This is a genomic window from Sulfurimonas sp. NWX367 (genome assembly GCF_039667065.1).
In the GTDB taxonomy this organism is placed as follows: domain Bacteria; phylum Campylobacterota; class Campylobacteria; order Campylobacterales; family Sulfurimonadaceae; genus Sulfurimonas; species Sulfurimonas hydrogeniphila.
In genome coordinates this window covers 283799-309151 of record NZ_JALCZM010000002.1, presented here as the reverse complement: position 1 = coordinate 309151, position 25353 = coordinate 283799, and the positions used below count along the sequence as shown (strand labels likewise).

Below are 25353 nucleotides of genomic sequence, written 5' to 3'. Positions count from 1 at the left end.
TTAAAAATGCCGGGACAACATGAGGCTCAGTGTATTCTTTTTATAGGCAAAAGCACTGATTGTTGACTCGTTTTTTATATAATTGTATTTCAAAGAAAGATTATATACTTTGTAAAAACTTCTTGAGACTGTTGTCCCATACGTTTTTCTTCTGTCTTCTCTTTCTCCCAAACTGACATCATGATCGATAAAATGTCTCTTTTCATATTTTGCATCTACAGCAAAAGCATATTTTTTTATAAATGTTCTGCTGTAGCCTGTTTCAAATATATATTCATCTCGACTGATATCTGTTCTGTTTCCGAATTCTTTTCTTATTTTTTGGTATGCCACAGTACATTTTACAGCAGTCTGTGTTGTGAGATTATACATTGCAAAGAGTTTATACAAAGCTATATTGTCATTTTTTGTTTTATCTTCATCATGAACAAATTTATCTTTTTTAAAGGCAATATCCATTTTCGTCCGCAAACGTTGAAAAAACACTTTTGAAAGTTTCACGCCCAGACCATATGTGTACATATAATGCCGTGCGGCATAATTTAAATCATTTAGAAGTATCTGCGGGCTAAGAGTATATCCGTTTTTATGTACAGCAGGTCCGCTTGCAAGAGAAGTATACAACATATTTTGATCAGAGTATTTTAAACCATTCCTGTGAAAAAGCAAAACACTGTCTTCCCATGTTGTAAACGGGTAGTCCGGCATTGTATAAGTATGGGAGAAATAAACAAGTTTGTCTATAAAGATATCACTTACAGCATTTGTGTCATTGCTTAAAATAATCGAGTTATAACTTGTAACAGGTTCATAGGTATTGTTTCTGATGTTGCTGTCATATGTTGTCCCTGCAGACAAAAGGACAAAATATTTATGCAGTCGTTTTGTTCGATCGATTTGTTTAAGATAATATTGTGCCTCTTTTTTAAATTCGGCTTTTTTTAAAATCAAAAAAAGTTTTTTGGCGTCTTGAAGTTCTCCCAGATTGTATAAAGATTTTGCCAGATAGAGTATTACTTTTTCATTTTCAGGTTCCTTTACATGTAATATATAAAATTTTTCATATGCCTGCACAAAATTCTCTTCTTTATACAGGGTCACTGCATCTGAAAACACAGAAGCAAAAAGCTGAACAGTTGCAAATAATAAAATATATATAAATCGCATGTTTTAATTCCTTTTTTTAAAGTATAGTATACTTTAAATTGATTTTCCTTAAAATATGTTATCATTCATGTATGAACAAATATAAAAAAATATTGATGCAGCTTTTCATTTTTGTCAATATTACACTTATATCCATGTTTGCCTATTTAAAATACCCTTCCTTCTTTTCGCTGTTTGAAAATAAACTCAATGATGTAATGTTTCTTGCAAGAGGAGACAAAACAGCAGATGATCGTATAGTTATTGTTGATATTGATGAAAAAAGTCTTCAACAACTCGGACAGTGGCCATGGAGCAGAAACAAAATTGCTACGATTTTAGAGCATCTGACACAATACGGTGCAGGTATTATCGGTTTGGATATTGTGTTTGCAGAAAAAGACAACAGTTCTCCAAAACTTGTGCTGCAGAAGCTTGGTTTGAAAAATATAGCAGCAGAAGATTATGATAAAATTTTGGCAGAAACAATTGCTGCATCACCTACTGTTACGGGCTATGTTTTTGCACTGAAAAATGATACCCTGGAAAAAAGAGAAACCCTTCCAAAAACAACTGCAATTATTATAGAAAAAAACAAACCGGAAAAATCTTCTCTGATTAAACCTTACAGGGCCATTGTAAATATCCCTGTCATTAAAAATGCCGCTTATTCCAGTGGATATTTTAATACCATACCGGATGAAGACGGTGTGGTGAGAAGTATTCCTATGATTATGGAGTACCGTGGTCTGCTCTACCCCTCTTTAAGCCTGGAGCTTACAAGATTGGCACTTGGGGAGAGAAAAGTTGTTATCAATTATTATAAAAAAGGAGTAGAATCCATTCGTATAGGTAAAATCACTATTCCTACCGACAGATTTGGAAGAATGATAATCAATTACAGAGGAAGACAGCACAAATACAAATATATCTCTGCCTGTGATATTTATGCAAATAAAATTGATCCAAAAGAGATAGCCGGAAAAATTGTACTTGTCGGAACAACAGCAGCCGGACTGCTTGACCTCAGAAGCACGCCTTTTGACAGTGTTTACCCTGGTGTTGAAGTCCATGCAACAGCAATTGACAACATACTCAACCAGGAATTTCTTGCCCGTCCCTCATGGATTATCGGTTTTGACATAGTTGATATATTTCTCTCTTTGAGCATAGCATTCGGGCTGCTGCTTATCCCGAATGCTATGCTCAGTTTTACATTTTTAACTCTTTTCATCACAGGACTGCTCTTTATGCACTACTATACCATGACTGAAAAGGGACTGCTTATCAATACTCTGTTTCCTTTGGTAGGCATCAGTTTTTTGTTTGTTATTGGAGAAGCTGTCAACTACTTCCTTGAATCCAGACAGAAAGAGAGAATCAAACAAAAATTCGCCACAAAAGTTTCTCCAGCCGTTGTTGAAGAACTCATTGCAAATGCAGACTCGGATACTTTTGATGTCAAAGAAAAAGAGATAACCATACTTTTCAGTGATATAAGAGACTTTACCTCTATATCTGAAAAAATGGATTCTGCAAAAAGTCTTATAAACCTCCTAAACGAATATATGACCCCTATGGTGGATATTATCACAAAATATAAAGGTACTGTCGACAAATTTATAGGTGATGCCATCATGGCATACTGGAATGCACCCACAGATGTGCAAGATCATCCGGATAAAGCCCTGCAGTCTGCAATAGAACAGATTCTACGGCTTGAGACATTAAATATAAAACTCAGCAAAGAAAAAAAACCAAATATAAATATAGGTATAGGCATCAATACAGGTGTCAGTGTTGTCGGAGAAATGGGTTCCATAGGAAGAAGTGATTACACCTGTATAGGAGATTCTGTCAACCTGGCATCGCGGGCAGAGGGATTGTGCAAAGTCTATGCAAGTAAAATCATACTGAGTGAATATACAAAAAAAATGCTCAAGAAAGACAACTACTTCTTGAGAGAACTTGATACCGTTCGGGTAAAAGGCAAAAACAAACCGGTTACAATCTATGAATGTATGGGATACAAAGAAAAACACTGGGTGAATTTTAATGAAAATGATACTAGAATCTATACAGAAGCTTTAAAATTGTACAAAAACAGTCATTTTAAAGAGGCAAAAAAGTTGTTTACCCGGCTTAACAATGCAAACGTCCAAAAACTTTATACCATATATATAGAAAGGTGTGAATATTATATACACAACAGACCAAAAGATTTTGACGGTGTTTTTACATTTACAAACAAATAAAAAGGAGCTTTTGCAATGCAAGGTATAAAATTTTTAGGTGCTGGCGGCAGTGTCAGTAATGATTCTTATACTACCTGTATACAGTTGGGCAATCACACACTCATAGATGCCGGAAATATCATGCACTCTTTAAATGAAAAAGCCAAAGAGATTCATACTGTATTTCTTTCACATTCCCATTTGGATCATATAGTGGACATTGCCTTTTTACTTGACAGTTTTTTTGAAACCCGCAAAGAAACATTAACACTCTACGGACATCCGACAAGCCTGCAGATAGTGCATAAAAATATTTTCAACAATGACATCTGGCCTGATTTTACAAAAATCAATATCCCCGGGACAAACAAACCTTCCCTTGCCTTTGTAGCCATCGAAGAAAATAAAAAATATACAATTGAGAACAATATCAGCCTCACTCCTTTTGCTTCTGTACACTCGATTCCCTGTTATGGTTATATCATCGAACAGGGAGAAGATGCACTTTTTTACTCTGCAGATACATTTAAAAATGAAAAACTTTGGAAATACATTAATAAGCATCCCAACATACACGCGCTTATCATTGATGTCTCTTTTCCAAATGCACTTTCAAAGGTTGCACAGGAGAGTAAACATCTTACAAGTCAGTTTTTGCATGATGATATGCAGTATTTGCAGCGCAAGGACATCAAAATATATATTAACCACATAAAACCGATGTATAAAGATCTCATAGAAAAAGAACTCCATGCTATAGGCATAGGGAAAAAAGATATCATTCATGACGGAGATATCATTACTTACAAAAAAGGCATAAAACGAAGATCTCTTGATTCTGCGGAACATAAAATAGAAAAACTGAATAAAATAGGCATAGCACTCTCTTATGAACAAAACATTAACAAACTTTTAGAGAATATTGTCAAATATACCAGAGAGATAACAGAGGCCGACGGAGGAACGCTTTATCTGCTAAAAAATGACAAACTCCATTTTACTGTAGCACAGACAGACTCTCTCGGCATAAAAATGGGAGGGGAGAGTGCTGCCATCACATGGCCCCCTCTGCCTATGCATCTTGAAGACGGCAGTCCAAATAAAAAAATGGTTGCGGTTATGTGTGCACTTGAGGGCAAAGTCATCAACATCCAAGATGTCTACGAAGCGGAAGGTTTTTCTTTTGAGGGAACAAAAGCCTTTGACAAATCAACCGGTTACCGTTCCAAATCTATGCTTGTTATTCCTTTGCGTGACCATGAAAACAAAATAATCGGAGTCTTACAGCTTATCAACAAACTCGATTTGTTCAATGACACAGTTGTTTCTTTTAACAAACATGATGAACAGATTACACTCTCACTCGCATCACAGGCTGCCGTTGCCATCACAAAAGTAAAACTCATAGCAGGGCTTGAAAATCTGCTTGAAGCTTTTTTAAAGAGCATTATTTATGCTGTAGGAAAAAAATCCCCCTACACTGCCGGACATATAAAACGGATGGTACAGCTTTCCTTAATGCTTGCAAATGCCGTAAACAAAGAGAATCAAATCTTTCAAAACAAAACCTACACAAAAGAACAGCTACAAGAGATAAATTTTGCAGCGCTGATGCATGACATAGGCAAACTTGCCACACCTGAACAGATTGTGGACAAAGCCACAAAACTTGAAACAATTTATGACAGAGTTTATATGATAGAAGCACGTATAGCCTTGATAAAAAAAGAGTATGAAATTGCCTGTCTTAAAAAAGAAATAGATAAAAAAACCTTTGAAGACACTGTAAAAGAGCTAGAAAACTATTTTGATAAAATACAAGAGAGTAACAAGGCTGCCGGATTTACCTCAGATGAGGATGTGGCACTTTTCACAATGTTGGCGGACAAAGTGTATCAGATTAACAATAAAGCATACAAGGTGCTGACAAAAGATGAAGCCTATAACCTGAGTATACGCAAAGGAACATTGACAAAAGAAGAAAGACAGATTATAAATGACCATGCAAAAATCAGCCTTGAAATCTTAAAAAAACTGCCTTTTCCTCAAAAATATAAAAACATACCCGAAATTGCCGGCAGTCATCATGAAAAACTTAATGGTAAAGGCTACCCCAGAGGGCTCAAAGGAGATGAAATATCTTTTGAAGCCCGCATCCTTGCCATTGCCGATATTTTTGAAGCACTTACAGCAAGTGACCGGCCATACAAAAAAGCCAATCCTCTCTCCCTTGCGATGAAAATTTTATACTTTATGGCAAAAGAGAATGAACTCGACAAAAATCTTGTCAAATACTTTTACACCTCGGGACTTTACAAAGAATATGCCAAAAAATTTTTACCAAAAAGCAGTATAGATGAAGTAGAACTGGATTTTAGTGATTTATAATGTAGCTGTGGCATCTATCTCCTGTGTATCAGAAACAACACCATTTAATTCTGCCTCTGCAACTGCTGCGGTTGCTTCTTCCAAAGCAGAATACGCCATACCGGCATATTCCTCTACATTTGCCTGATCAAGAACAAAGTAAGAGTAGTCATGCCAGCCAGTTGCTTCATAACTTTGTGACAGAGTTTGCTCAAGTGTATCATTCCATGCCAGAGCCAATGCTTCCATATTTCCGTTTGCATCTGTAAAGACATGAGTCGCTTTGACATAGTTTGTCATATTCTCATTTGCATCATAAAATTCAATTATACCCCCATCATCAATAGTATAATCCGCCTGAAAGGAACCATCAGTCAAAGAAAGAGAACTGTCTGTAAATGCCAAGATATATTCTTCTGCTATTATATTGAAACTTCCAGGTGAACCATCTGCATATGCATCTTCATTATAAAGAGTTTTCCCGTTAAGCCAGTCTGTGGTAAATTCAAAAGCTGCTGCGACAGGCTCTCCTGGTAGCACTTCATCTGTTATAGTTGTCACTTCTTCTATATCTTCTACTGTCTCTGGAGTGTCGTATTCGGCATACATTATTTGTGTTGCTGCAATAACATCTGCATCCTGGTGTAAAAAATTCAAATCAATCACATCTGGTCCAATTTCTGCATAATGATTTTCAAACGTGCTAAAAGCAGCATCATCTTTCCACTGCGCAATACTATCCGCATCTGTAGTTGCAATACTGTCTTTGTTTGCATTATAATAATCAATCAGTGCCAAAGCTTCTGCTTTACTTTGAGGATCAGCGCTTATACCATCAAGAACACTTGAAGCCAGATCAATATCGTCACCTACCTTTTTCATATAATCATACCCAACGATTTTCATGTTTTCAAGTCTCAGAGCATCATCCCCTGTTGCACCGTTATTGACAGCTTCGATAAAACGGTCTTGCGAGAATGCCCCACCATCAAGCTGTTCTACCCAGTAGTCTAATCCCGCTGTATCAGCAGGACGACCCAGAACATTTTCATACACAGCAGAAACAAATGCTGTTGTATCCAAACCGTCATATTTGGCTTGTACTTCAGGTTGATCAAAAAAGCTTTGTCCAACTTCTGCAACACTCATATTTCCATTCATTACCTGATCCGTCCAGTATGCAACACCCGCACTGTCTGCCGCTCTGCCTATTGTTGTCAAGTACAATCCGCTTATTTCATCTTCAACCTGAGTTCTGTTTAACATTTGTTTTCCTTTGTTTTTTTTAATTATCAATTATAATTCTAACATACTTTTATGCAACTATTCCTTAAACATCACAAAAACAGAACCTGGCATGCCGGCAAATTCTGTTTTTGTCAATGATATTATAATAAAAAAGTGTTAGCAAATTGTTAGCAGTTCGTTTGACAGTTGCACAATAGTGCCTGGCACCTTTTTTTCATTTAAATATCATTTTATGCTATAATAAAGCCAAAAAAAGGAATATAAAGTTGGATATATTGGACGAGGTGACAGAAGAGTTGGCTTCAATGGATAGTGTCGTTTTTGCTTATTTGTTTGGTTCTTATAGTACAGATGAACAAACAGATGAGAGTGATGTTGACATAGCACTTTATTTGCAAGATACTTCGTTTGACACACAGCTTGATATTACTTATAAACTCTCCAAACGCCTCAATAAAAATGTAGATATAGTTATTTTAAACAGGGTGAAAAATATTTTTTTATTGGAAAATATACTCAAAGACGGCATTATTCTCAAAGACTCCCAACAAAGATTTGATTTTGAACTCAAAAAACAACATCAAATATTGGATTTTAAAGCTTTTAAAAGGTACATAAATGCAGCATAAAATTGATGCAAAGATTGCAAAGCTTAAGTACTATATAGGACTTTTACAAAGTTATAAAACAGATTGCAAAGAGAGATTTTTAAAAGATGCTATGTTTGAGGGTGCTGTTTTGCATTATTTGTATTTAGTGAGTGACGGTTCTATCTCACTTGCAGAAATGGTTATAAAAAGTAAATCTTTACCTAATCCTCAAAGCTATTACCAAGCTATAGATATACTTGGAGAACATGGAATTATCCCGAGAGAATTTGCATACAATTTTGCAAAAATCGCTTCTTTTAGAAATTTTTTAGCACATGATTATGAAAAGATAGACTATGCTTTTATATGCGATGAAATATTAAATAAATTAGATGATATTGAACAATATATTTCTTATATTGAAAATATTTGATGCACACAATGGTGCCTGGCACCTTTTTTATGGCATCTTTTCTTTTTAGTAGTGATACCTGCACTGTGCTATTACAATAAATCCATTGATGATTTTATAAACCAGTCTATGTTCAGATGTTATTCTTCTTGAAAAATAGCCTTGATAATTTTCCTTCAGTCTCTCGGGTTTTCCAAGCCCGTTTGAATCATCAGGATTTCTTTTGATATCTTCAAGGAGTGTATTGATTCTTTTTAATACTTTTTTATCATTTTGTACCCAGTACTGATAATCTTCCCAGCCTTTATCAGCAAACCCTATAAGCATATTTAAATTTCTTTTGTAATGAATTCACTGTTTTCAATCTGCTCAACAGCATCGTTCAGTCTATCTCTATTGTTTTTTGAACCCAATAGATACAGAGTTTCTTTCAGGGAACTATATTCATCATATGACATGATGACAGCAGACTTGTTATTTTTTGTAGTAATTATGTACTCATCAAAGTCATCACAGACCTTATCTATAATACTTCTGAGATTATTTCTTGCTTGTGAATAAAATACAGCTTGCATGAAAAACTCCTTTTGTCAATATGTTGTCATTATAGCTAAAGGATATATGATATGTCAATGTTTCTCATGCACAAAATGGTGCCTCAAAATGGTGCCTGGCACCTTAAATGGCACCTTAAATGGCATTAAAATGGTGCCTGACTGGCACCTTTTCTTGATAAAATGTATCTTTTTTGATACAATGTGATTATGAAAAAAATTACTTCACTATTTTATATATCTGCTAATGGAAATAAGCCAGTACGAGAATGGCTATTAAGTTTAAGTAAAGAAGATAGAAAAATAGTGGGTGATGATATAAAGACAGTAGAATATGGTTTTCCTATTGGTATGCCTGTATGCATAAGGCTTGAGAGCAAATTATATGAAGTAAGAAGTAATATAACCGATAAAAGAATAGCAAGAATTATTTTTACTGTTGAGCATGAGTATATGATCTTATTGAATGGTTTTATAAAAAAAAGTCAAAAAACACCTAAAAATGAGATTGATTTAGCACTTAAAAGAGCAAAGGAGATAAAATGGAATTAAAACCAAATATGAAAAGTGATTTTGATGAGTTTTTAAAAGAGGAAGATATACTTGTAGATGCTGAAACAACAGCTATAAAAAGAATAATAGCATATCAAATAAAGCAAGAGATGGAAGCTCAAAAAATAACAAAAACAAAAATGGCTAAACTTATGAACACAAGTAGAGCAGTTGTAGATAGGTTGTTAAACCCTCAAAACCATTCTATGACACTGCAAACACTAGAATCAGCTACATCTGCACTTGGGAAAAGGTTAGATATAGCTATTGTTTAAAGCCAACAAAATCAAAATGGCAAAATGGTGCCTTAAAATGGCGCCTGGCACCTTTTTATTTAATGATGTTGTAATTTTTCTTTTATTAATAGATAAGTTGAAAAAATAACTAAGACTAAAGTAACCACTGAAATAATTGTTTGTCCATCCATTATTTACTCCTTTTTTCAAAATGTATCATTGTTGCCATAATTAATATAGAACCTGCAGTAATTGAAATCGTATGTAAATTAATATCAGAATTCATAATTGCATAAGTACCATTAACAAATAATCCTAATCCTATATTTTTTAGTAATTCATACATAGTTGATTATACAATAAAAAGGATAAAAATGCGGTTTGCTTAACATAAGAAGATTTTCTGTGAAAAAAGAAAGAAAAAAAGGGAATGCACAAAATGGTGCCTGACACCCTTTTTTAAACAACAGCTATAAAAAGAGTAATAGCATATCAAATAAAGCAAGAGATGGAAGCTCAAAAAATAACAAAAACAAAAATGGCTAAAATGATGAACACAAGTAGAGCAGTTGTTGATAGGTTGTTAAATCCTCAAAACCACTCTATGACACTGCAAACACTAGAATCAGCTACATCTGTACTTGGAAAAAGATTAGATATAGCTATTGTTTAAAAATATAAAAACACAAAATAGTGCCTGGCACCTTTTTTTTGGCACCTTGGGCACCTTTTTTGGATAAAATTATAAATTATTGTCCAAAATCTTGTGTAGCATCAAAATCAGTTATACCTAAGAGAACAACAGCAACATCGTTTGTTCCATCATCAAATGCTATAAGTTGGTCTGTTCCATTTGTACTATCTATAGTAAATTTCGCATTTGTAGCATCCCAAGTTCCTTGAAGTATTTGATATTCATTTGCATTCAAACCTGTAAGAATATCACCACTTGCAGATGCACTATTTACAGATGAGATGACTAAATCATCACCATCTGCATTATTGTTTGAAGCATAAGTCGTAAAACTTGTAATTACATCAAATGCACCTGTTACAGTATCTGTATCATTTACAGTTCCACTACTATCAACATCACTATAGGTTAATGTTCCAGTATCTCCTGCAGCTGCTATAATGGCAGTATCATTACCAGTACCCATTGTAATAGCATCAGCACCAGCACCACCTGTAATAGTATCACCATTTGCACCAGCAATAATTTGCTCAATACCTGCACCACCTTTGATTGCTGCAGTTGCTCCACCTGTATTATTTAATACAACTGTTCCGTTGTTTGTATAACCTGTAAGTGTTGTCATATCTAATATATTACCATTTGCACTTGTAATATTTGCTATTGCACTAGCATTAACAGTTAAAGTATCTGCAGTAGCAAGGTTACTAAGGGAGTCTGTTCCTGCATCAACAGTGACTGTATCTGCACCAGCTCCAAGTATAATAATATCATCTCCAGCATCACCAGTAATAGTATCATCTCCTGCACCACCAATGATAGTATCTGCTGCTGTTCCCCCTTTAATGGTTGTACCTGTTGTTATATCAGCTCCTGCATTATCTTTTCCTGCAACAACATTGATAAATAAACTTTCACTTTGTGCAGAGAAGTCATATACTTCAGTACCATCAGCTCCTATATCTGTTACAACAATAGTTTCAATATTTGCTAAATTGGTATCAAGTAAGTTTGCACTAGCTACTGCTGCATCAAAAATTACTGTATCACCATTACTTCCGTTAGCTCTATCAAGTGTATAGTTACTTCCACCATCTATAACATCTGTATCATCTGCATAGAAGGTATCACTACCATCACCACCTGTTATAGTATCCGCTTGTGCAGAACCCATAACAGTAAAAAATCCTGCTGCAGTAATTGTTCCACTACTACTTGTTTCTGCAGAAGCATCAAAAGTTAATGCTCCAGTTATATCTTTAGCATTAATTGTAACTCCTGCTTGTTGTACATTAATATCATTAAATCCATCAACAGTTGTAATAGTAGCTGCACCACCACTTAAAGAAATAATCTCTACATTTGTGACATGATCTAAATCCGTTGCTGCTTGACTTGCGTAAACTAAAATATCATCATCTGCTCCGCCATCAACTGTTACACTACTGCTCATATTACCTGCAACAATTATGTCATTTCCATCAGATGCATTCACTGTTGTTATTGTCGAACCAGGTGCTACTGACATAACAGAATTTTCCCCCCCTGCATCTTGTAAAGTTGTTTGTGTACCATTAGCTAAATTAGCTAAATCAACTATATCTTCCGGCTTAATAGTATATGAAGTGGCCGTAGTATTTGATAAAGAGTATAAATCAAATGCTATTGTAGGCATACTTCCCTGTGTTAAATCCATATTTGCAATATCCATAGCAGGTGTAAAAGCTTGAAGCAGCGCTAATCCTGTTGACTGAGTTACACCAGTAATATTTACAGTAGATGTTGCATCCATTAAATTTAATGTACTTTTAATACCATCAGTATTAAGCATATATAAAAGTTGTGAAGCAGATAAAGTCAAATCAGAATGAACATCAAATGAATTAATATTTGATACAGTAGCATTTGCTAGATTTGCATTACCCCAAACTTCTATAACATTTGTTCCGGTACCACCGGCATACGTTTCACCACTTCCATCATAAGTCACACCATCTGCATTCAGTCCACTATCACTTGTAGTAAGTCCGGTATCTATAAGATTTGCCAATCCAAGTGCATAAGCACCCGTATTACTTGTCACATCTGCTGTCGTATAATCACTGGCACCAATCACCCCAAGTACAACAAATGTATCATCACCTGCATCACCATTAATAGTATCAACTCCAGCACCGCCACGAATAATGTCATTGCCATCTCCGCCATTAATGGTATCTGCTTCAATCCCACCAATGATTTTATCATCACCATCATTACCATTAATGGTAACCGCTGAAGATGTAAATGTAATGCCACTAACATCTATTGCATCTGCTGTCGATGAACCATCAGCTGTGCCGTTAATGATAACTGAATTTGTAATTGTAACTGTTCCACCTGTAGCTGCATCAATTGCTGCTAGATCGGCAGCCGCTACTGTTGCATTTGCGGCATCTGTCAGAGTTATATTTACAGATGGAGCAAATACTGTGTTCGCATCGATTAATGCTTTTACATCTGTTGTTGTTCCTGTAATTGTTGTAGCAGCTGTCGCATCTATAGTTCCGACTGAAGCATCTAAAGTATTTACATCTGCGGCTGCTAATGTTGTATCTGAGAGTGTAACATTTGCTGTATTTGTATAAGTTACATTTGAAATAAAAGTATTTACATCAGCTAAATTACCTGTAATTGTTGTAGCAGCTGTCGCATCTATAGTTCCGACTGAAGCATCTAAAGTATTTACATCTGCGGCTGCCACTGTTGTATCGGTTAAAGTAATAGCTGTTGTTGCACCGAGTAAACTTACAATAGTAGATACATCTGTGAGTGAACCTGTTACTGTAAATGTTGAATTGTTTACATTTGTAATTGTAACTGTTCCACCTGTAGCTGCATCAATTGCTGCTAGATCGGCAGCCGCTACTGTTGCACCTGCTGCATCAGTAAGAGTAATAGCCTCACTCCCACTTAGAATAACTCCAGATGTTACAAGAGCTGTTACATCAGAGGAAATGCCTGTAACAGTACTTACATTACTCGCATCAACTGTACCTGTTGTGGCAGCATCTATTGTATTTAAATCTGCTGCTGCTACTGAACCTGTATCAGTAACAGTAGCATTAACAGCACCTGTCAAGTATCCACCTGTATTTGTAGCAAGATTTGCCGCAGTATCGGTAATGGCTGTATATGTCAGTGTACCACTTGTAGCAGCATCAATAGTTGTAAGCTGTGCGATTGTTGCTGCATCGGTAAGAGTAACATTAATATTTCCTGTAATATAAGTACCAGTTGACGCATCAGCAGCAGCATTTGCTGCAGTATCTAAAACAGCATATGTTGTTGGAGTTGGAGTTGCAGCAGTTAACTCAGCTATAGTGTACCATATTGAATTATTTGTAACAGTTGCGAGTGTTTGGTCTATAGCTGCATTGCCTGAAGCATCCTTAATGGAGTTTGCCGTACCGTTTGAAGCAGTATAGACTACATCAGTAACAGTTGATGAAGCTAAAATTTTTGTCGGCATTGTCAATGTTACCGTATTTGTACTTACAGTTGCTGCAACAGGTGTTGTTGACGTACCATCTATGCTTACCGCATAATCCCCCGCTTCCACAGTCGAACTTGCCACACTTTCACTGTAGGTTATCACTACATCTCCATCACTGTTTACAACGGCAGAGAGCATAGTCGGCGGCGTTGTATCTGCCGGCGGTGGTGGCGGTGGAGTTGGTGTCGGTGTCGGATTGTTGGCATCTTCTATAGTGGTTGTTGCCTCGGTTACCACGCTGTCCGGATTTTCTACCAGACTTGTTGCCAAAGTGTCCGGATTTTCAACAAATGTAGGGTCAACTGATGCGGCTTCTACCGTTGTTGCCGTTGCTGCCAAAACAGATGCCACATCTGTAACTGTTCCTGCAACTACTGCTTCTTCTGTTTTTTGCAACAAAGTCTCTAAATTTGCCAATGTATTGTCAAGTGTAGTTGCCTGCGTTGTGTCAGTCAGCATTGTATGCACCGTGTCGAGCGTTGTAATAGCACCGCTTAAGTCCGCAGCATCCTCCCCTCCTGCTTGTTCCACTTCTTTTGCAGCAATACTGATAACACTTTTTGCTATAGAAACTGTTTCTGGTTTATGATTCACCGCGAGAACCACTTTTTTAGCCAGATCAATGTTGTTAATGCCGGCATTTGCCAAGGTTAAACCGGCATCCGTTCTGTTTGTCAATGTTAAAGCATCTGTCAGACTCCCCGTCGGTGCACTCGCACCCGCTACAACTGCCTGTACCAAATTTCCGGTATTTAATGTACCGCTTGAAAGTTCTGAAGACCAGTATGCCAAGCCATCAGCATCAGGTGCACGCCCTAAAACATGTTCATAGACCTTAGCCACAAACTCATCATTTGTCAGATTGTCACCATATAAATCAGTAAACTCCTGTTGCTCGGTAGACCAGTTCTGTGCAATGGCATCATAATCCATTCCCGTATTTTGCATTTGATCCAACCAATATGTCAGACCGTCCGCATCTGGTGCACGGTTAAAATATGCTATGTATAATTGTGTTAATTGTTCTTTTATAGTTGCCATAATATACTCCTCATTTTTTAAATCTTAAGATAACTTAATACCAACATAAGAAAAGTATACTACTATGAAACTAAATGTTTTATTAAGTTTAGCGTGGTATCTAAGTTAGATGTAGCAATAAAATATCACTTTACTTGTTTGAGTTTTTGTATTGACATTTTAAAAAAGTCTCAAAATAGTGCCTTTTGCCTTTTCTTAGATTTCTTTTATTGGAATAAATATTGCTTTTATTTTTTAAAATTTTAGAGGGATGACGAGCATGAGTATTAACAACAATCTCCTTGCATCAAGCACGGGTATACAGACAACTTCTACAAAAGCAGATAAACCTCAAAAGAGTGATACAACATTTCAAAAAGCTTTAGAAAATTTTTACGAAATTCATCAACGCTCACAAATAACAGGTGTTTCAACATTTGAGTACAATAATGCATTAAAAGATTTAGGTCTACAAAAGGATGATACTCTAAAAGCAATCCATCTGTTACAAAGTAATGGCTATACCACTGGAGCTCCATCTATAGATGCTATACTCAAATATGGTGACACTACTCAAACAACAGGCAATCACAGCTATATGAAAATTGCAGAAAATATAGAAAAAAATATAGAAAAACCAGCAAACTACTTCGATGCAGCACAAAAAATATCTGCCATAATTCCACAAGAAGAGACAAAACTAACACTCGGTGAAGTTTTAAAAAAAGAGATGCCAACAGGCAACGAGGAAGAAACCTCTACTTCCGATTTATTAGACTTGACCCAAAGGTTTTTAAATATAAAATACAGCAGTATTGAGAGTAGCCCTCTGTTAACATTGTTGCAGATATAACATTTGGATGTATTCTTGACAGCTTCATCCTTTTTTATACAAGTATTCTGTGAACTGAAGAATGGCTTAGCGACAAAAACTTTGCAATTTCACTTTTAGTGTACCCATAATCAAAAGCTTTTTTTATATTTTCATTTCTGTTTGCATCAGTGTCAAAATTGAAAAAAGTTTCTAACCTTTTAGTTAACATTTTCAGTTTTCCATTGACTGTTGTCAGTTTTGGAGCCTTATATACTATGTCTATAGCATCAATGTCCTGTTCGCTTTGTATATAGTTTTCATATTCACTGAGTGTCATGTCATATATTTTTGAATTTTCCAAAAGAGTTAGATATATATAGTCGTATTTCCATTGAAAAAAAGATTGAAATTTATAGTTTTTTACCTCTGTAACCATTTTTGCTTTTATGGGGTTTCTTTCTATATATTTTGCGACAATCCAAAAGTGTGCATCATCAAATAAAGGGTAAGATTTAAATCTTCCTTGCCAGAAATGTCCGACTCTTGTGTACTTTTTGTTATAATATTTTGCATATTTATCATTGATAAACTGCATAACTTTTGATAAATTGTGTTCGTGTGTTTCTAAAAGCAGATGGTAATGGTTTGTCATGAGGCAAAATGCATGATGTGTAAGCGTGTAGTCTTTTTTTGCTTTTGTTAATAAAAACAAAAAGTAGTCATAATCTTCCGGCTCTAAAAAAATGTCACGTCTTTCTGTTCCACGATTGATTATATGATATATTCCGGGTTCTGCGTATCTTTCTTTTCTTGGCATGAAAGATTATAGCACAAAATGGTGCCTGGCACCTTTTTTTTGGCACTTTTTTTTTGTTCCTGTCACCTTTTTGTTTAATTTAATTTAAAATTAATAAGTTTGTATATCATATAAAACAACGCTGTTAAGACAACTGCTAATCCAATAAATAATAGTTCCATTATAAATCCTTCAGTGATTTAATTTTTACTAGAATAAATCTAAACAATATAAGAATATTTATTGTAATTATACAAATAAGGAATAAAACAACAACGCTTTTCATATTAATTACTGTATGATTAAATAACCATGCAACTAAAGATGAGTCAATAGCAATCAATACTAAAGCAAAATGGTGCCTGGCACCTTTTTTTTTAAACCCAGTCTGCAATTTTCCAATGCTTTTTAACAGCTAAAAAACCTATAATAGCAGCAAATATAAAACCTAGTGGTATTATTAAGATTCCTATTTCATTCATCAGATATCCTTTCAAGTTTTTTAGTTGATAAATTCATTTTTATATAAGTAACAAAAATTGCTATTGATACAAATATAAAAATAACAGCAAATACATATCCAACCATATTTGAATCTGCTATATATTTTAGCGCATATGTACCAAACGCTCCATCAATTGCTAATAATATAATCAATTTTTTATAAAGAGAATCAATTAGTTTAGCAATAATATCAACTTTATCTTTCCGTTCCTGTAATGTCATAAGATTATTATACAATAAAAAAGATAAAGAATGATTGGAGTAACATAATGCTTATTCTTGTAGAAAGGTTAGTTTAAGAAAATGCACAAAATGGTGCCTCAAAATGGTGCCTGACACCCTTTTTTGGCACCTTTTTTTTCACCCTTCAGACAGTTTACTGACTCCGTAAAACATAACACCAATTGTTCCTAGTGCAATTAATAATATTGCTATTGTTGCTATATCCATTATAATTCCTTTATTTCTTTAGTTTTATTAGAAATTTTTTTAATTATTAAATAAATAGAAATAAGTAATAAAAAAGTAAAACCTACACCAATCCAAAAAATATCATCAATTTTATTAGCATCATATCTCTTGATAATGCTACCAATAACAATTACTAAGATACCAAATGCTATACTCATAGCAATTCTTAAGGTATTTAATATCTCTTTTATCTCATCTATTTTAGCCATAAACAATTATACAATAAAAAAGATAAAAAATAATTGGAGTAACACAAAATAGTGCCTGACACCCTTTTTTTTTGGTTTTGCCTGTGTGTTTATTCTGAAGCTAGTTTGTATGTTCCAAAAATAAATACTGCTGCCATTAACAAAGCTCCTACTATAAAAACAATACTTGCATCCATTACAAATCCTTTATTTCTTTTGTTTTATTTGATATTTTAATGATAATTAATAATAACACAAATATCAATATAAAGAATAAAAAAGATCTAGCATAAAACACCCAATCAATTTTATCAATGTCATATCGTTTAACTAGGCCACTCACAATTACCACTATAAGACCTATTGTTAAACTCAACCATATTCTTAAGGTATTTAATATCTATTTTATCTCATCTATTTTAGCCATAAGATATTATACAATAAAAATGTAAAATTGCTAGTTGGTTAACATAGTGTTACATTCTTGTAGAAAGGTTAGTTTAAGAAAATGCACAAAATAGTGCCTGACACCCTTTTTCAGCACCCTTTTTCAGCACTTTAAATTGATTTGCTAAGGGTTTAGATTGGGATTGATTGATTTTGGATTATTGGGGAGGTATACAGTAATTAAGGATAAAACAAGAAAAGTTAAGAAAAGGTACCTAGAAAAGGTACCTGACCCCTTTTCAGAGGAAGGGTGAGAACCCCTTAAGGGGTTCTCGGAATAGAAACTTTAAGCTTCTAGCTTCTGATCTCATTATCATGCAAAGGCATGAAGGTATGAGAAGAAATGAGAAATTATACGATATCAGCTAACGCCATATCAGTAACACCAGATAATTTAATTATCGTATCAAGTGCTGTAGTTGCATCCGCAGTTCCATCTGCATCATAAAATAACCATCCATCTGTACCATCTGTACCGAAATAATACAATACTGTACCATCTAAAGCAGTATCAGCATCAGCTTTAACAGCTGCAAAATCTGTTTTAGCAGTAGTACTTTCAGCATAATTAGTAGCACTTCCAGCAACCCCAGCCAAATCTATAGTATCTGTACCTGAAGTAAAATTCGAAACAACATCCATAGTTGCTTCATTACTGTCAGTAGTAGTCGTTACAACTAGTTTATCCGCACCAGCACCAAGCGTAATGCTATCAGCACCTGCACCACCAGTGATTGTATCACCATTGGCAGTAGCAAGAATTGTGTCATTACCTGCACCTGCTGTAACAGCTAAATTACCTGCTGTCGCATGAGTAATGTTAGATAAATCAATAACATCATTACCAGCTGTTCCTGTAAGAGTCAATATATTAGTAGATTCTGCAACAGCAATTGTTTGACCACTAATAGCTGAAGCATTAATTGATGCAGCAGCACTCACAGTCATATTTCCAAAACCAGAAACACTTAAATTGGTAAGAGCAATACTGGAATTATTTAAAACCAATGTATCAGTATCTGTTGTTGTAGTATCAGTAATAGAAACTGCTTGTGATCCAGCCAATGCACCTGCAATATTAACTGTATCATTCATAGCACTACCAGTATAAGTAATAGCACCATCCGTTTCCGCACTTAAATTTGTATTTGTAGTTGTTGTAGTATTACTTGATCCTGTCAATCCAGACAAATCAACAGTTTGTGTTTTTGTTGCATTTGCATTGTTAGCAAGTACTACACTCACAGAGTTTGTACCACCACCTAAATCACCTTTTACAGTCATACTAGTTTGTGCTGCACCACCTGTGATAGTAAAAGTTTCAGCTTGTGCTCCACCATTTAAAGTAGCAGTAAATGCAGTTGAAGTTGCATCTGTTGCAATATCTACACCGTTAGCTGTTAAGTTAGTACCTGTGTATGTTACAGATGTGTGAGCATTAATATCTGTTCCAGCAGTTGTTCCATTACCAATTGTCACAGCTGCTAATGCATTTTGTCCATCAACTGTTACATTATTACCTGTAATCACACCTGTAGTTACAGCGCCTATAGCATTTGTAGCTGTTACAGTAACATCTCCACCTGTTGCACCACCACTTGTAGTTAATGCACCTAATGTAGCTGTACTACCTATATTAGTAACATCGATATTAATATTGCCAGTAGTAGTTGTTAATGCAGATGTAGCATTTGATAACGCACCAGATAGATTTTGAGCATTTAAGGTAATACCTGCATCACCGTCTATTGTACTTAATGTTACTGCACCAGTAACATCACTAACATTGATAGAAACTGCAGCAGTTCCAGCATCAATAGCACCAGTTGTTAAACCATTTTTGAGACCTGTTGCTGTTACATCTACATTGTGAGTTAAAGTTGTTGCACCTAAGTTACCAAATAATGCAGAACTCGTAGATTTGTCTCCACTTAAAGTTAAACTTGCCATATCTGAAAAATAGTTAGCAGCAGTTCCAGCAGCAGTTCCAGCTGTGAAATCTTTAGCAGTATCAACTGTCATAGTTTGAACAGAATCTAAGCTTGTTCCTGCAGTTGCGGCACTCAACGTAAAACTTTGATTTGCAGTAATATTCAATGTTTGAAGTTTCGTTGCATCAATTGTCATAGTGTCGGCAGCTACTGCAGTAGAGCCAGCTGTGATAGTCGCAGTTGTTGCTTTAGCCACATTTAAAGCTAGACCTGCTAATTGACCCTTAGCATCAATAGTAACTGTTGTTGCAGAGCCTGCATTGATTGTACCAGCAAAAGTATCAACTTCTGTTGCATTTGCTACATGTGAAACTGTGTTTAAAGTAAGTTCTGTTGCTGCATTTGCTTGAATAGTACCAGTTGCATATGTCACTAAATCACCTGCATTAATAGTCAATGCTGTTGCACTGTCAAAAGTTGCATTCCCTGTATTATTACTTGGAGCAGCAGCAGTTGCAGTAGAAGCAGCATTTAAGTTGTAAGTCACTGCAGCAGCATTGTCAGCAGAGAAAGCAGCTGTATTTGCACCAGTTGCGTTTACAGTAAGAGCATTTGCTCCCATATTTACAAGTGAATCTGAACCAGCAGTTAAACCACTTACATTAACAGTAGCAATGTCTGATACATTTGTTCCTGAGAATATCAAAGTACCACCTGTTGTTTGAAGAGCTAAAGTCTCAAAACCACTCATTGTGTTTTGAAGAGTTTTACCAGTACCATTAAGAGTTAAAGTATCAGCACCTGCACCACCTTCAACCGTAGCAGAAGCAGTTAAGTCAGAAGCATCAACTGTAATCTTATCATCACCAGCACCAGATTTAACTGAAGTAAGTGAATTTGCAGCAGCATTAGTTAAATCAGCGATTACATTACCAGTTGCAGCTGAGGCATCAAAAGAAGTCATAGCAGCATCTACTGCTTGAATTTCAGTTTGACCTTCACCACTTACTGTAATTGTTTTAGCATCTGTTACACCTGAAAGGTTTAATGTATTTGAATCACCAGCAGTTGTAAGGTTAAGTGCTTCGACTTTAGCAATATTTACACTTAGTGCTTTTGCGTTAGATGTAGCTGTTGTACTACTGTTAATTGTACCAACATTAGTTACTTTTAACTCTTGAGTATCTGTTTGTGTTCCTGTTGCAACTGTTGTTGCCGCACCATATGTAGCAGTTAAAGTACTAGTGTTTGCAGGAGCTGTAACATCCAATGAAGCTAATTCTGTTAAGTCTGAAAGTGTTGTGTTTCCTGCTGTGTTAGCTACAGTGTATTTTGTAACATCTGTTGTGTTTTTTGCAGAGTAAGACAGTGCAGCAGTAGAATCATTTGTCAAGTTAACATTTTCTACATTTTTCATAGAACCTGTTGTGAAACCTGACCAAGTTTGCTTCATACTTATATTGATAGTATCGTTACCAGCAGCACCGTCAATTGAGTCAGTACCTTGAAGTGTTCCTTCTGAAGCAAGTGAAGAGTTAACAGCATTGATAGTATCATCATTAGCAGTCCCTTCAATTGTATCAGTACCAGTAGTTAAACTGAAAGTACCAGGTATATGCTCATCAACAACAGCCTCAGCCGCCGTAACAGTAGCAGCATCATCAGTAACACCAGCCAATACAGTTTTAGCTAATGCAACATCATTAAGACCCATATCTGCAAAGTAAAGACCTACTGTTGCCTTGTTGTTCATTACTGCAGCATCTGTAGCACTTCCTGTGTCTGCTTCTGCACCGTTTATAAGAGCGATGATCAGTTGGTTAACAGGGATTGTCCCACCGTCTCCGCTTACCCAGTATGCAAGCTCGTCTGCTGCTGCTGTTCTATTAAAAAGATTGTTGTACATTGCCTGTACTGTAGCTTCTCTGTCAAGTCCGCTGTAAAGTGCCTGATATTCAGCACTATCTGTCATAGCAGCTGCTAAGTCTGTTAAGTCCGTCAGACTTGTTGTGTTCGGCGTTCCGTCACTTATCCAGTAAGCAAGTCCGTCCGCATCTGCAGCTCTGTTAAAAGTTGCAACATATAATTTAGCTATTTGTTCTCTAGTAGCCATTTTTTCTCCTTAATATTAAGTCTGACCTAGGTATCTAGCCTCGCTAGATGTTAGCTTAGAAATTGAATTTTAACACTCTAGACTTTGAGACTAGATTGTAAAGCATGCATTCCTAGGTGAAACGTTGTGTATTGTAACATTGTAAAACTTAAAAGAAATATAAATCTTATATAACCAGTGTATCTGTATTTAACGAACTTAAATCGACATTGTTCAGAAAATTCTCTACATTTGCCTGCTGTGCCGCTTCATACTCACTGCTGTTTGAAAAACTCACTATCATTCCTGTTCTGTCCCCGCTGCTGTTTATTTCGGACATCCAGTAGTCATAGCCCGCCTGGTCGGCATCTCTGCTTAATATATTATTGTAAAGCTGATTTATAAAATCTGCATCAGATTGGGCACCAAAACGGGCCAGATATTCATCGCTTCCTGCAAAACCTCCTGAAATGTTCTGTATGGTACTGCCGTTTGTGTTCATATCATTGAGCCAGTAGGTGAGTCCGTTGTTATCCGGATTTCTTCCAAGTACTGCACTGTAGAGTCGTGCTATCTGCTGTTCCTGTTCCACTATAACTGCCAACAGTTCCACTGCCAGAGTAACATCTGCAAAAACTGCATCTTCGATTTCCTGCAGAGTATCTGTGGACGTTGCAGCATCATCTGTTATTATATATCTGTCTGTCTGCGGTGTAAAACTGTATTTGTTTAAGTTATCTGTGTAGACGACTTTGTCTATGCCGGCACCGCCTATGACGGTGTCATTTCCTGTTCCTGTAAAAAAGACATCGTTTCCGTCTCCGCCGTCCAAAATATCATCGCCTTCTCCGCCGTCTATGCTGTCATCACCCAGTCCTCCGCGTAAAATGTCATTTCCGCTTCTTCCGGAGAGAATATCAGAGGCAGCTGTCCCCTCCAGTTCATCATCACTGTTTTCAAGCCCTATCCCCTGAATGCTTCCGTTTGCAGCAGACAACTTCCAGATTCCTGTGTCTCCTGTTCCTGCAACTGCATAGGTATCGAGTCCCAACATCCCTGATTCACTTCCTGAAAAAGGCAGTTCATAGTAGTGTTCACCGTCTCCTGCACTGTAACCCGCTCTTGCGACTGTACCGCCAAGACCGTTTACACCGTCACTCGCATCCCCTGTTGTCCAGTTAATATCTTCATAGATATAGGAGATGTCAAAATTACCGTCTCCCACATTTTTTAACTGCAGCTGAAAGGCATTTGTTTTGTCCATATGTTCATTATAGTACCCCACATCATCCCAGGTAACGGTAATGGTTTGTGTGTCGGGGTCCAGATCGTACCAGACAAGGTTGGAACCTGTAGAATTGCCTGCTGTATTATAATTGGAGTCTCCTGTTTGTGCTGCGATATCTGCAGCTGCCTGCACCAAAAATGTATAAAGGCTCTCTGATGCAGTGAGTGCTTCAGGGTTTGTCGCTGTGTCCCATCCTGTTGTCGCTTTTACATCTTCATCAAAAGCCTGTAAGCTTGAAAGATCCCAGGCGGATATATTGTAATTCAATACTGCGGAGGTATAGTCAATACTGTCATAATAGAGTGTATCATTATTTATAAATGTTCTGTAGGCACCCAAACTCGTATCGACCGTTGCTGTGCTTCCGTTGTTTGCAGCAACCGTACCGCTTCTTGTATCAACATCAGCCCAAAATGCTGCAAATATCGGACTGCTCCCGGCATCAATACTGCCGGGAGTATAACTGTAGAGTCCACCGTCAAATGTAATGTTTCCGTTTGTGTTGACATACATACTTGTATATCTGTTTGTAAAAAGATTTATTCCGTTTGGAAAAACTGATGTGATGTCTATAGCATCAGAATACCCGTCATCGTTTCTTGTAAGTACATTTTCCCCAAAACCGGAGTCTCCACCTAAACCGTTAATTAATGCTGCCATATTGTTTCCTTGTTAAAAATTTATAAATGTTACCATTAGTTACTTTAATCATGGCTTTAATGAAAAAACACTACAATGATGTATGCTGTTTAACTCCTATGATTTTATCTTTTTGTTTTTACTGCCGGCTCTTTTTGGATTTTGGGTTCTCAAACTTCACAGGGCAGGTGTATGGTTTCTCATTGTTGCCTCTGTTGTCTTTTATGCACAGTGGAATCTGCAGCATCTTTTTATACTGCTTGGTTCTCTTGTTGTCAATTATCTTTTCGCACTGTCTATAGAGAGGCATCCCGGATATGCAAAAGTTTTACTGAGTATAATTTTGGTTTTAAACCTGATGCCTTTGGTTTATTACAAATACAGCTACTTTTTAAACATGACAGATACGCCTTTGATTTTGCCGCTTGCCATCTCTTTTTTCACCTTTCAGCAAATAGCTTTTCAGGTTGATTTGTATTATAAGAAAATAGAATTCTTTTCTTTTAAAGAGTATATGTTCTTTATACTTTTTTTTCCGCAGCTTGTTGCCGGTCCCATAGTCCATTACAGGCAGGTTATACCGCAGGTGCTGCATCCGAAATGGAAACATTTCAATCCGACATATTTTTCAGCGGGAGTCTTTCTTTTTTGTGTCGGACTTTTCAAGAAGGTGGTTCTGGCTGACAGTTTTGCGGTCTATGCAAACAGTGCTTTTTCACACATACAAGAGGGGTTGAGTGTTTTTGAGGCATGGATTGGTCTTTTTGCATACAGTTTTGAAATTTATTTTGACTTTAGCGGCTACAGTGACATGGCTATAGGACTGGGGCTGTTGTTTGGTATTCGCCTGCCGATAAACTTTTACTCACCCTACAAAAGTCGTAATATCATTGAGTTTTGGAGAAACTGGAACATCACCCTGTCAAATTTTCTGCGTGACTATATTTACATCCCGCTCGGAGGCAACAGAGTCAAAATCTCACGCCAGGCTGTCAACCTCCTGCTGACTATGACCATCGGTGGCATCTGGCACGGTGCGGGATGGACTTTTATACTCTGGGGGTTTTTGCACGGGCTTTTGTTGGGTTTTGTGCATTTGTTCAGATCTCATAAAAGTGCCAGATCTTATGAAAGTGCCAGATCTTATGAAAGTGCCAGATCAAGCTCTGGCACTTTGCTTACTTTTCTTACAGTTACTTTGCTGTGGGTTTTGTTTCGTGCTGATGATTTTTCAAGTGCCATGCACTACTACAGCACTCTTTTTAATTTTAAAGCATTCCATTTGCAACCTATAGACAAACAAACAATTTTTCTGTTTGCCACAGCTTTTGTTCTTGTCTGGTTTATGAAAAACTCCTCTGAAATGATAGCCTATCACACCAAACACATCCGTGTCAGAAACTGGCATGGTGCTGTAGCCGGCATCGCTTTTTTTACAGCACTCAAATATATGGCTGTCACACCGGCGCAGACATTTGTTTATTTCAACTTTTAAGGTTCAGTATGCGGTTTTTTCTCTGGTTTTCCTTCTCTTTGCTTCTGAGTTGCAGCCTGTGGTGTGCCCTGGTATATTTCCAAACAGGTAAAGCTACAAA

19 protein-coding genes are annotated in these 25353 nt (G+C 36.3%); 9 read left to right on the top strand and 10 right to left on the bottom strand.

The window, feature by feature from the left end:
• Complete coding sequence (locus MNY28_RS06195; RefSeq protein WP_346389234.1) at window positions 1-1167, bottom strand: hypothetical protein; 1167 nt, start codon at window positions 1165-1167, stop codon at window positions 1-3.
• Between the two features lie 71 nt (window positions 1168-1238).
• On the opposite strand from MNY28_RS06195, the gene MNY28_RS06190 reads away from it, so the two are divergent.
• Both MNY28_RS06190 and MNY28_RS06185 read left to right on the top strand, forming a co-directional pair.
• Window positions 1239-3401, top strand: a complete 2163-nt coding sequence (locus MNY28_RS06190) for an adenylate/guanylate cyclase domain-containing protein (RefSeq protein ID WP_346389233.1) — start codon at window positions 1239-1241, stop codon at window positions 3399-3401.
• 15 nt (window positions 3402-3416) lie between these two features.
• Window positions 3417-5768: an HD domain-containing phosphohydrolase gene (locus tag MNY28_RS06185; protein WP_151901178.1), complete on the top strand. Its 2352-nt coding sequence runs from the start codon at window positions 3417-3419 to the stop codon at window positions 5766-5768.
• Here MNY28_RS06185 and MNY28_RS06180 read toward each other — a convergent pair.
• Complete coding sequence (locus MNY28_RS06180) at window positions 5763-7013, bottom strand: DUF4214 domain-containing protein (protein ID WP_346389232.1); 1251 nt, start codon at window positions 7011-7013, stop codon at window positions 5763-5765. The two genes, MNY28_RS06185 and MNY28_RS06180, sit on opposite strands and share 6 nt — an antisense overlap.
• A gap of 248 nt (window positions 7014-7261) precedes the next feature.
• Here MNY28_RS06180 and MNY28_RS06175 point away from each other — a divergent pair, with 248 nt between their 5' ends.
• Window positions 7262-7624, top strand: coding sequence for a nucleotidyltransferase domain-containing protein (locus MNY28_RS06175; RefSeq protein ID WP_346389231.1), 363 nt, complete (start codon window positions 7262-7264; stop codon window positions 7622-7624).
• Window positions 7614-8018 (top strand): DUF86 domain-containing protein, encoded by a 405-nt coding sequence (locus tag MNY28_RS06170; RefSeq protein WP_151901180.1) that lies wholly within the window; start codon window positions 7614-7616, stop codon window positions 8016-8018. Before MNY28_RS06175 ends, MNY28_RS06170 begins: the two co-directional genes overlap by 11 nt.
• A 45-nt stretch (window positions 8019-8063) precedes the next feature.
• Here MNY28_RS06170 and MNY28_RS06165 read toward each other — a convergent pair whose 3' ends face one another.
• Together MNY28_RS06165 and MNY28_RS06160 are read right to left on the bottom strand one after the other, a co-directional pair.
• Window positions 8064-8324, bottom strand: a complete 261-nt coding sequence (locus MNY28_RS06165) for a Txe/YoeB family addiction module toxin (protein ID WP_346389230.1) — start codon at window positions 8322-8324, stop codon at window positions 8064-8066.
• A gap of 2 nt (window positions 8325-8326) precedes the next feature.
• Window positions 8327-8572: a type II toxin-antitoxin system prevent-host-death family antitoxin gene (locus MNY28_RS06160; protein ID WP_346389229.1), complete on the bottom strand. Its 246-nt coding sequence runs from the start codon at window positions 8570-8572 to the stop codon at window positions 8327-8329.
• A gap of 189 nt (window positions 8573-8761) precedes the next feature.
• On the opposite strand from MNY28_RS06160, the gene MNY28_RS06155 reads away from it, so the two are divergent.
• The 3 genes from MNY28_RS06155 to MNY28_RS06145 all read left to right on the top strand — a co-directional run bounded on the left by MNY28_RS06155 (window position 8762) and on the right by MNY28_RS06145 (window position 10012).
• The gene (locus MNY28_RS06155; RefSeq protein ID WP_346389228.1) at window positions 8762-9103 is read left to right on the top strand and encodes a type II toxin-antitoxin system RelE/ParE family toxin; all 342 of its coding nucleotides are present in this window, start codon (window positions 8762-8764) and stop codon (window positions 9101-9103) included.
• Window positions 9094-9378: an XRE family transcriptional regulator gene (locus MNY28_RS06150; RefSeq protein WP_346389227.1), complete on the top strand. Its 285-nt coding sequence runs from the start codon at window positions 9094-9096 to the stop codon at window positions 9376-9378. The genes MNY28_RS06155 and MNY28_RS06150 overlap by 10 nt, the downstream gene beginning before the upstream one ends.
• Window positions 9379-9811: 433 nt before the next feature.
• On the top strand, window positions 9812-10012 hold the full coding sequence (locus tag MNY28_RS06145; protein WP_346389568.1) for a helix-turn-helix domain-containing protein: 201 nt from the start codon (window positions 9812-9814) through the stop codon (window positions 10010-10012).
• Between the two features lie 76 nt (window positions 10013-10088).
• Here the strand turns inward: MNY28_RS06145 and MNY28_RS06140 are convergent, their stop codons facing one another.
• Complete coding sequence (locus MNY28_RS06140) at window positions 10089-14609, bottom strand: DUF4214 domain-containing protein (protein ID WP_346389226.1); 4521 nt, start codon at window positions 14607-14609, stop codon at window positions 10089-10091.
• Between the two features lie 259 nt (window positions 14610-14868).
• Between MNY28_RS06140 and MNY28_RS06135 the strand changes: the two genes are divergently transcribed.
• Window positions 14869-15441, top strand: coding sequence for a hypothetical protein (locus tag MNY28_RS06135; protein WP_346389225.1), 573 nt, complete (start codon window positions 14869-14871; stop codon window positions 15439-15441).
• 34 nt (window positions 15442-15475) lie between these two features.
• Here MNY28_RS06135 and MNY28_RS06130 read toward each other — a convergent pair whose 3' ends face one another.
• The 5 genes from MNY28_RS06130 to MNY28_RS06110 form a co-directional block, all read right to left on the bottom strand.
• On the bottom strand, window positions 15476-16219 hold the full coding sequence (locus tag MNY28_RS06130) for a transposase (RefSeq protein ID WP_346389224.1): 744 nt from the start codon (window positions 16217-16219) through the stop codon (window positions 15476-15478).
• 453 nt (window positions 16220-16672) lie between these two features.
• Window positions 16673-16924: a hypothetical protein gene (locus tag MNY28_RS06125; protein WP_151901194.1), complete on the bottom strand. Its 252-nt coding sequence runs from the start codon at window positions 16922-16924 to the stop codon at window positions 16673-16675.
• A 227-nt stretch (window positions 16925-17151) separates the two neighbouring features.
• Window positions 17152-17382: a hypothetical protein gene (locus MNY28_RS06120; protein WP_346389223.1), complete on the bottom strand. Its 231-nt coding sequence runs from the start codon at window positions 17380-17382 to the stop codon at window positions 17152-17154.
• Between the two features lie 777 nt (window positions 17383-18159).
• Window positions 18160-21852 (bottom strand): DUF4214 domain-containing protein, encoded by a 3693-nt coding sequence (locus MNY28_RS06115; protein ID WP_346389222.1) that lies wholly within the window; start codon window positions 21850-21852, stop codon window positions 18160-18162.
• A gap of 166 nt (window positions 21853-22018) precedes the next feature.
• Window positions 22019-23779 carry a nidogen-like domain-containing protein gene (locus MNY28_RS06110; protein WP_346389221.1) on the bottom strand — a complete coding sequence of 587 codons (1761 nt, stop codon included), beginning with the start codon at window positions 23777-23779 and terminating at the stop codon, window positions 22019-22021.
• An 82-nt stretch (window positions 23780-23861) separates the two neighbouring features.
• On the opposite strand from MNY28_RS06110, the gene MNY28_RS06105 reads away from it, so the two are divergent.
• A complete protein-coding gene (locus MNY28_RS06105; RefSeq protein ID WP_346389220.1) occupies window positions 23862-25253 on the top strand; it encodes an MBOAT family O-acyltransferase in 1392 nt (463 codons plus the stop codon).
• The last annotated feature ends 100 nt before the right edge of the window (window positions 25254-25353 follow it).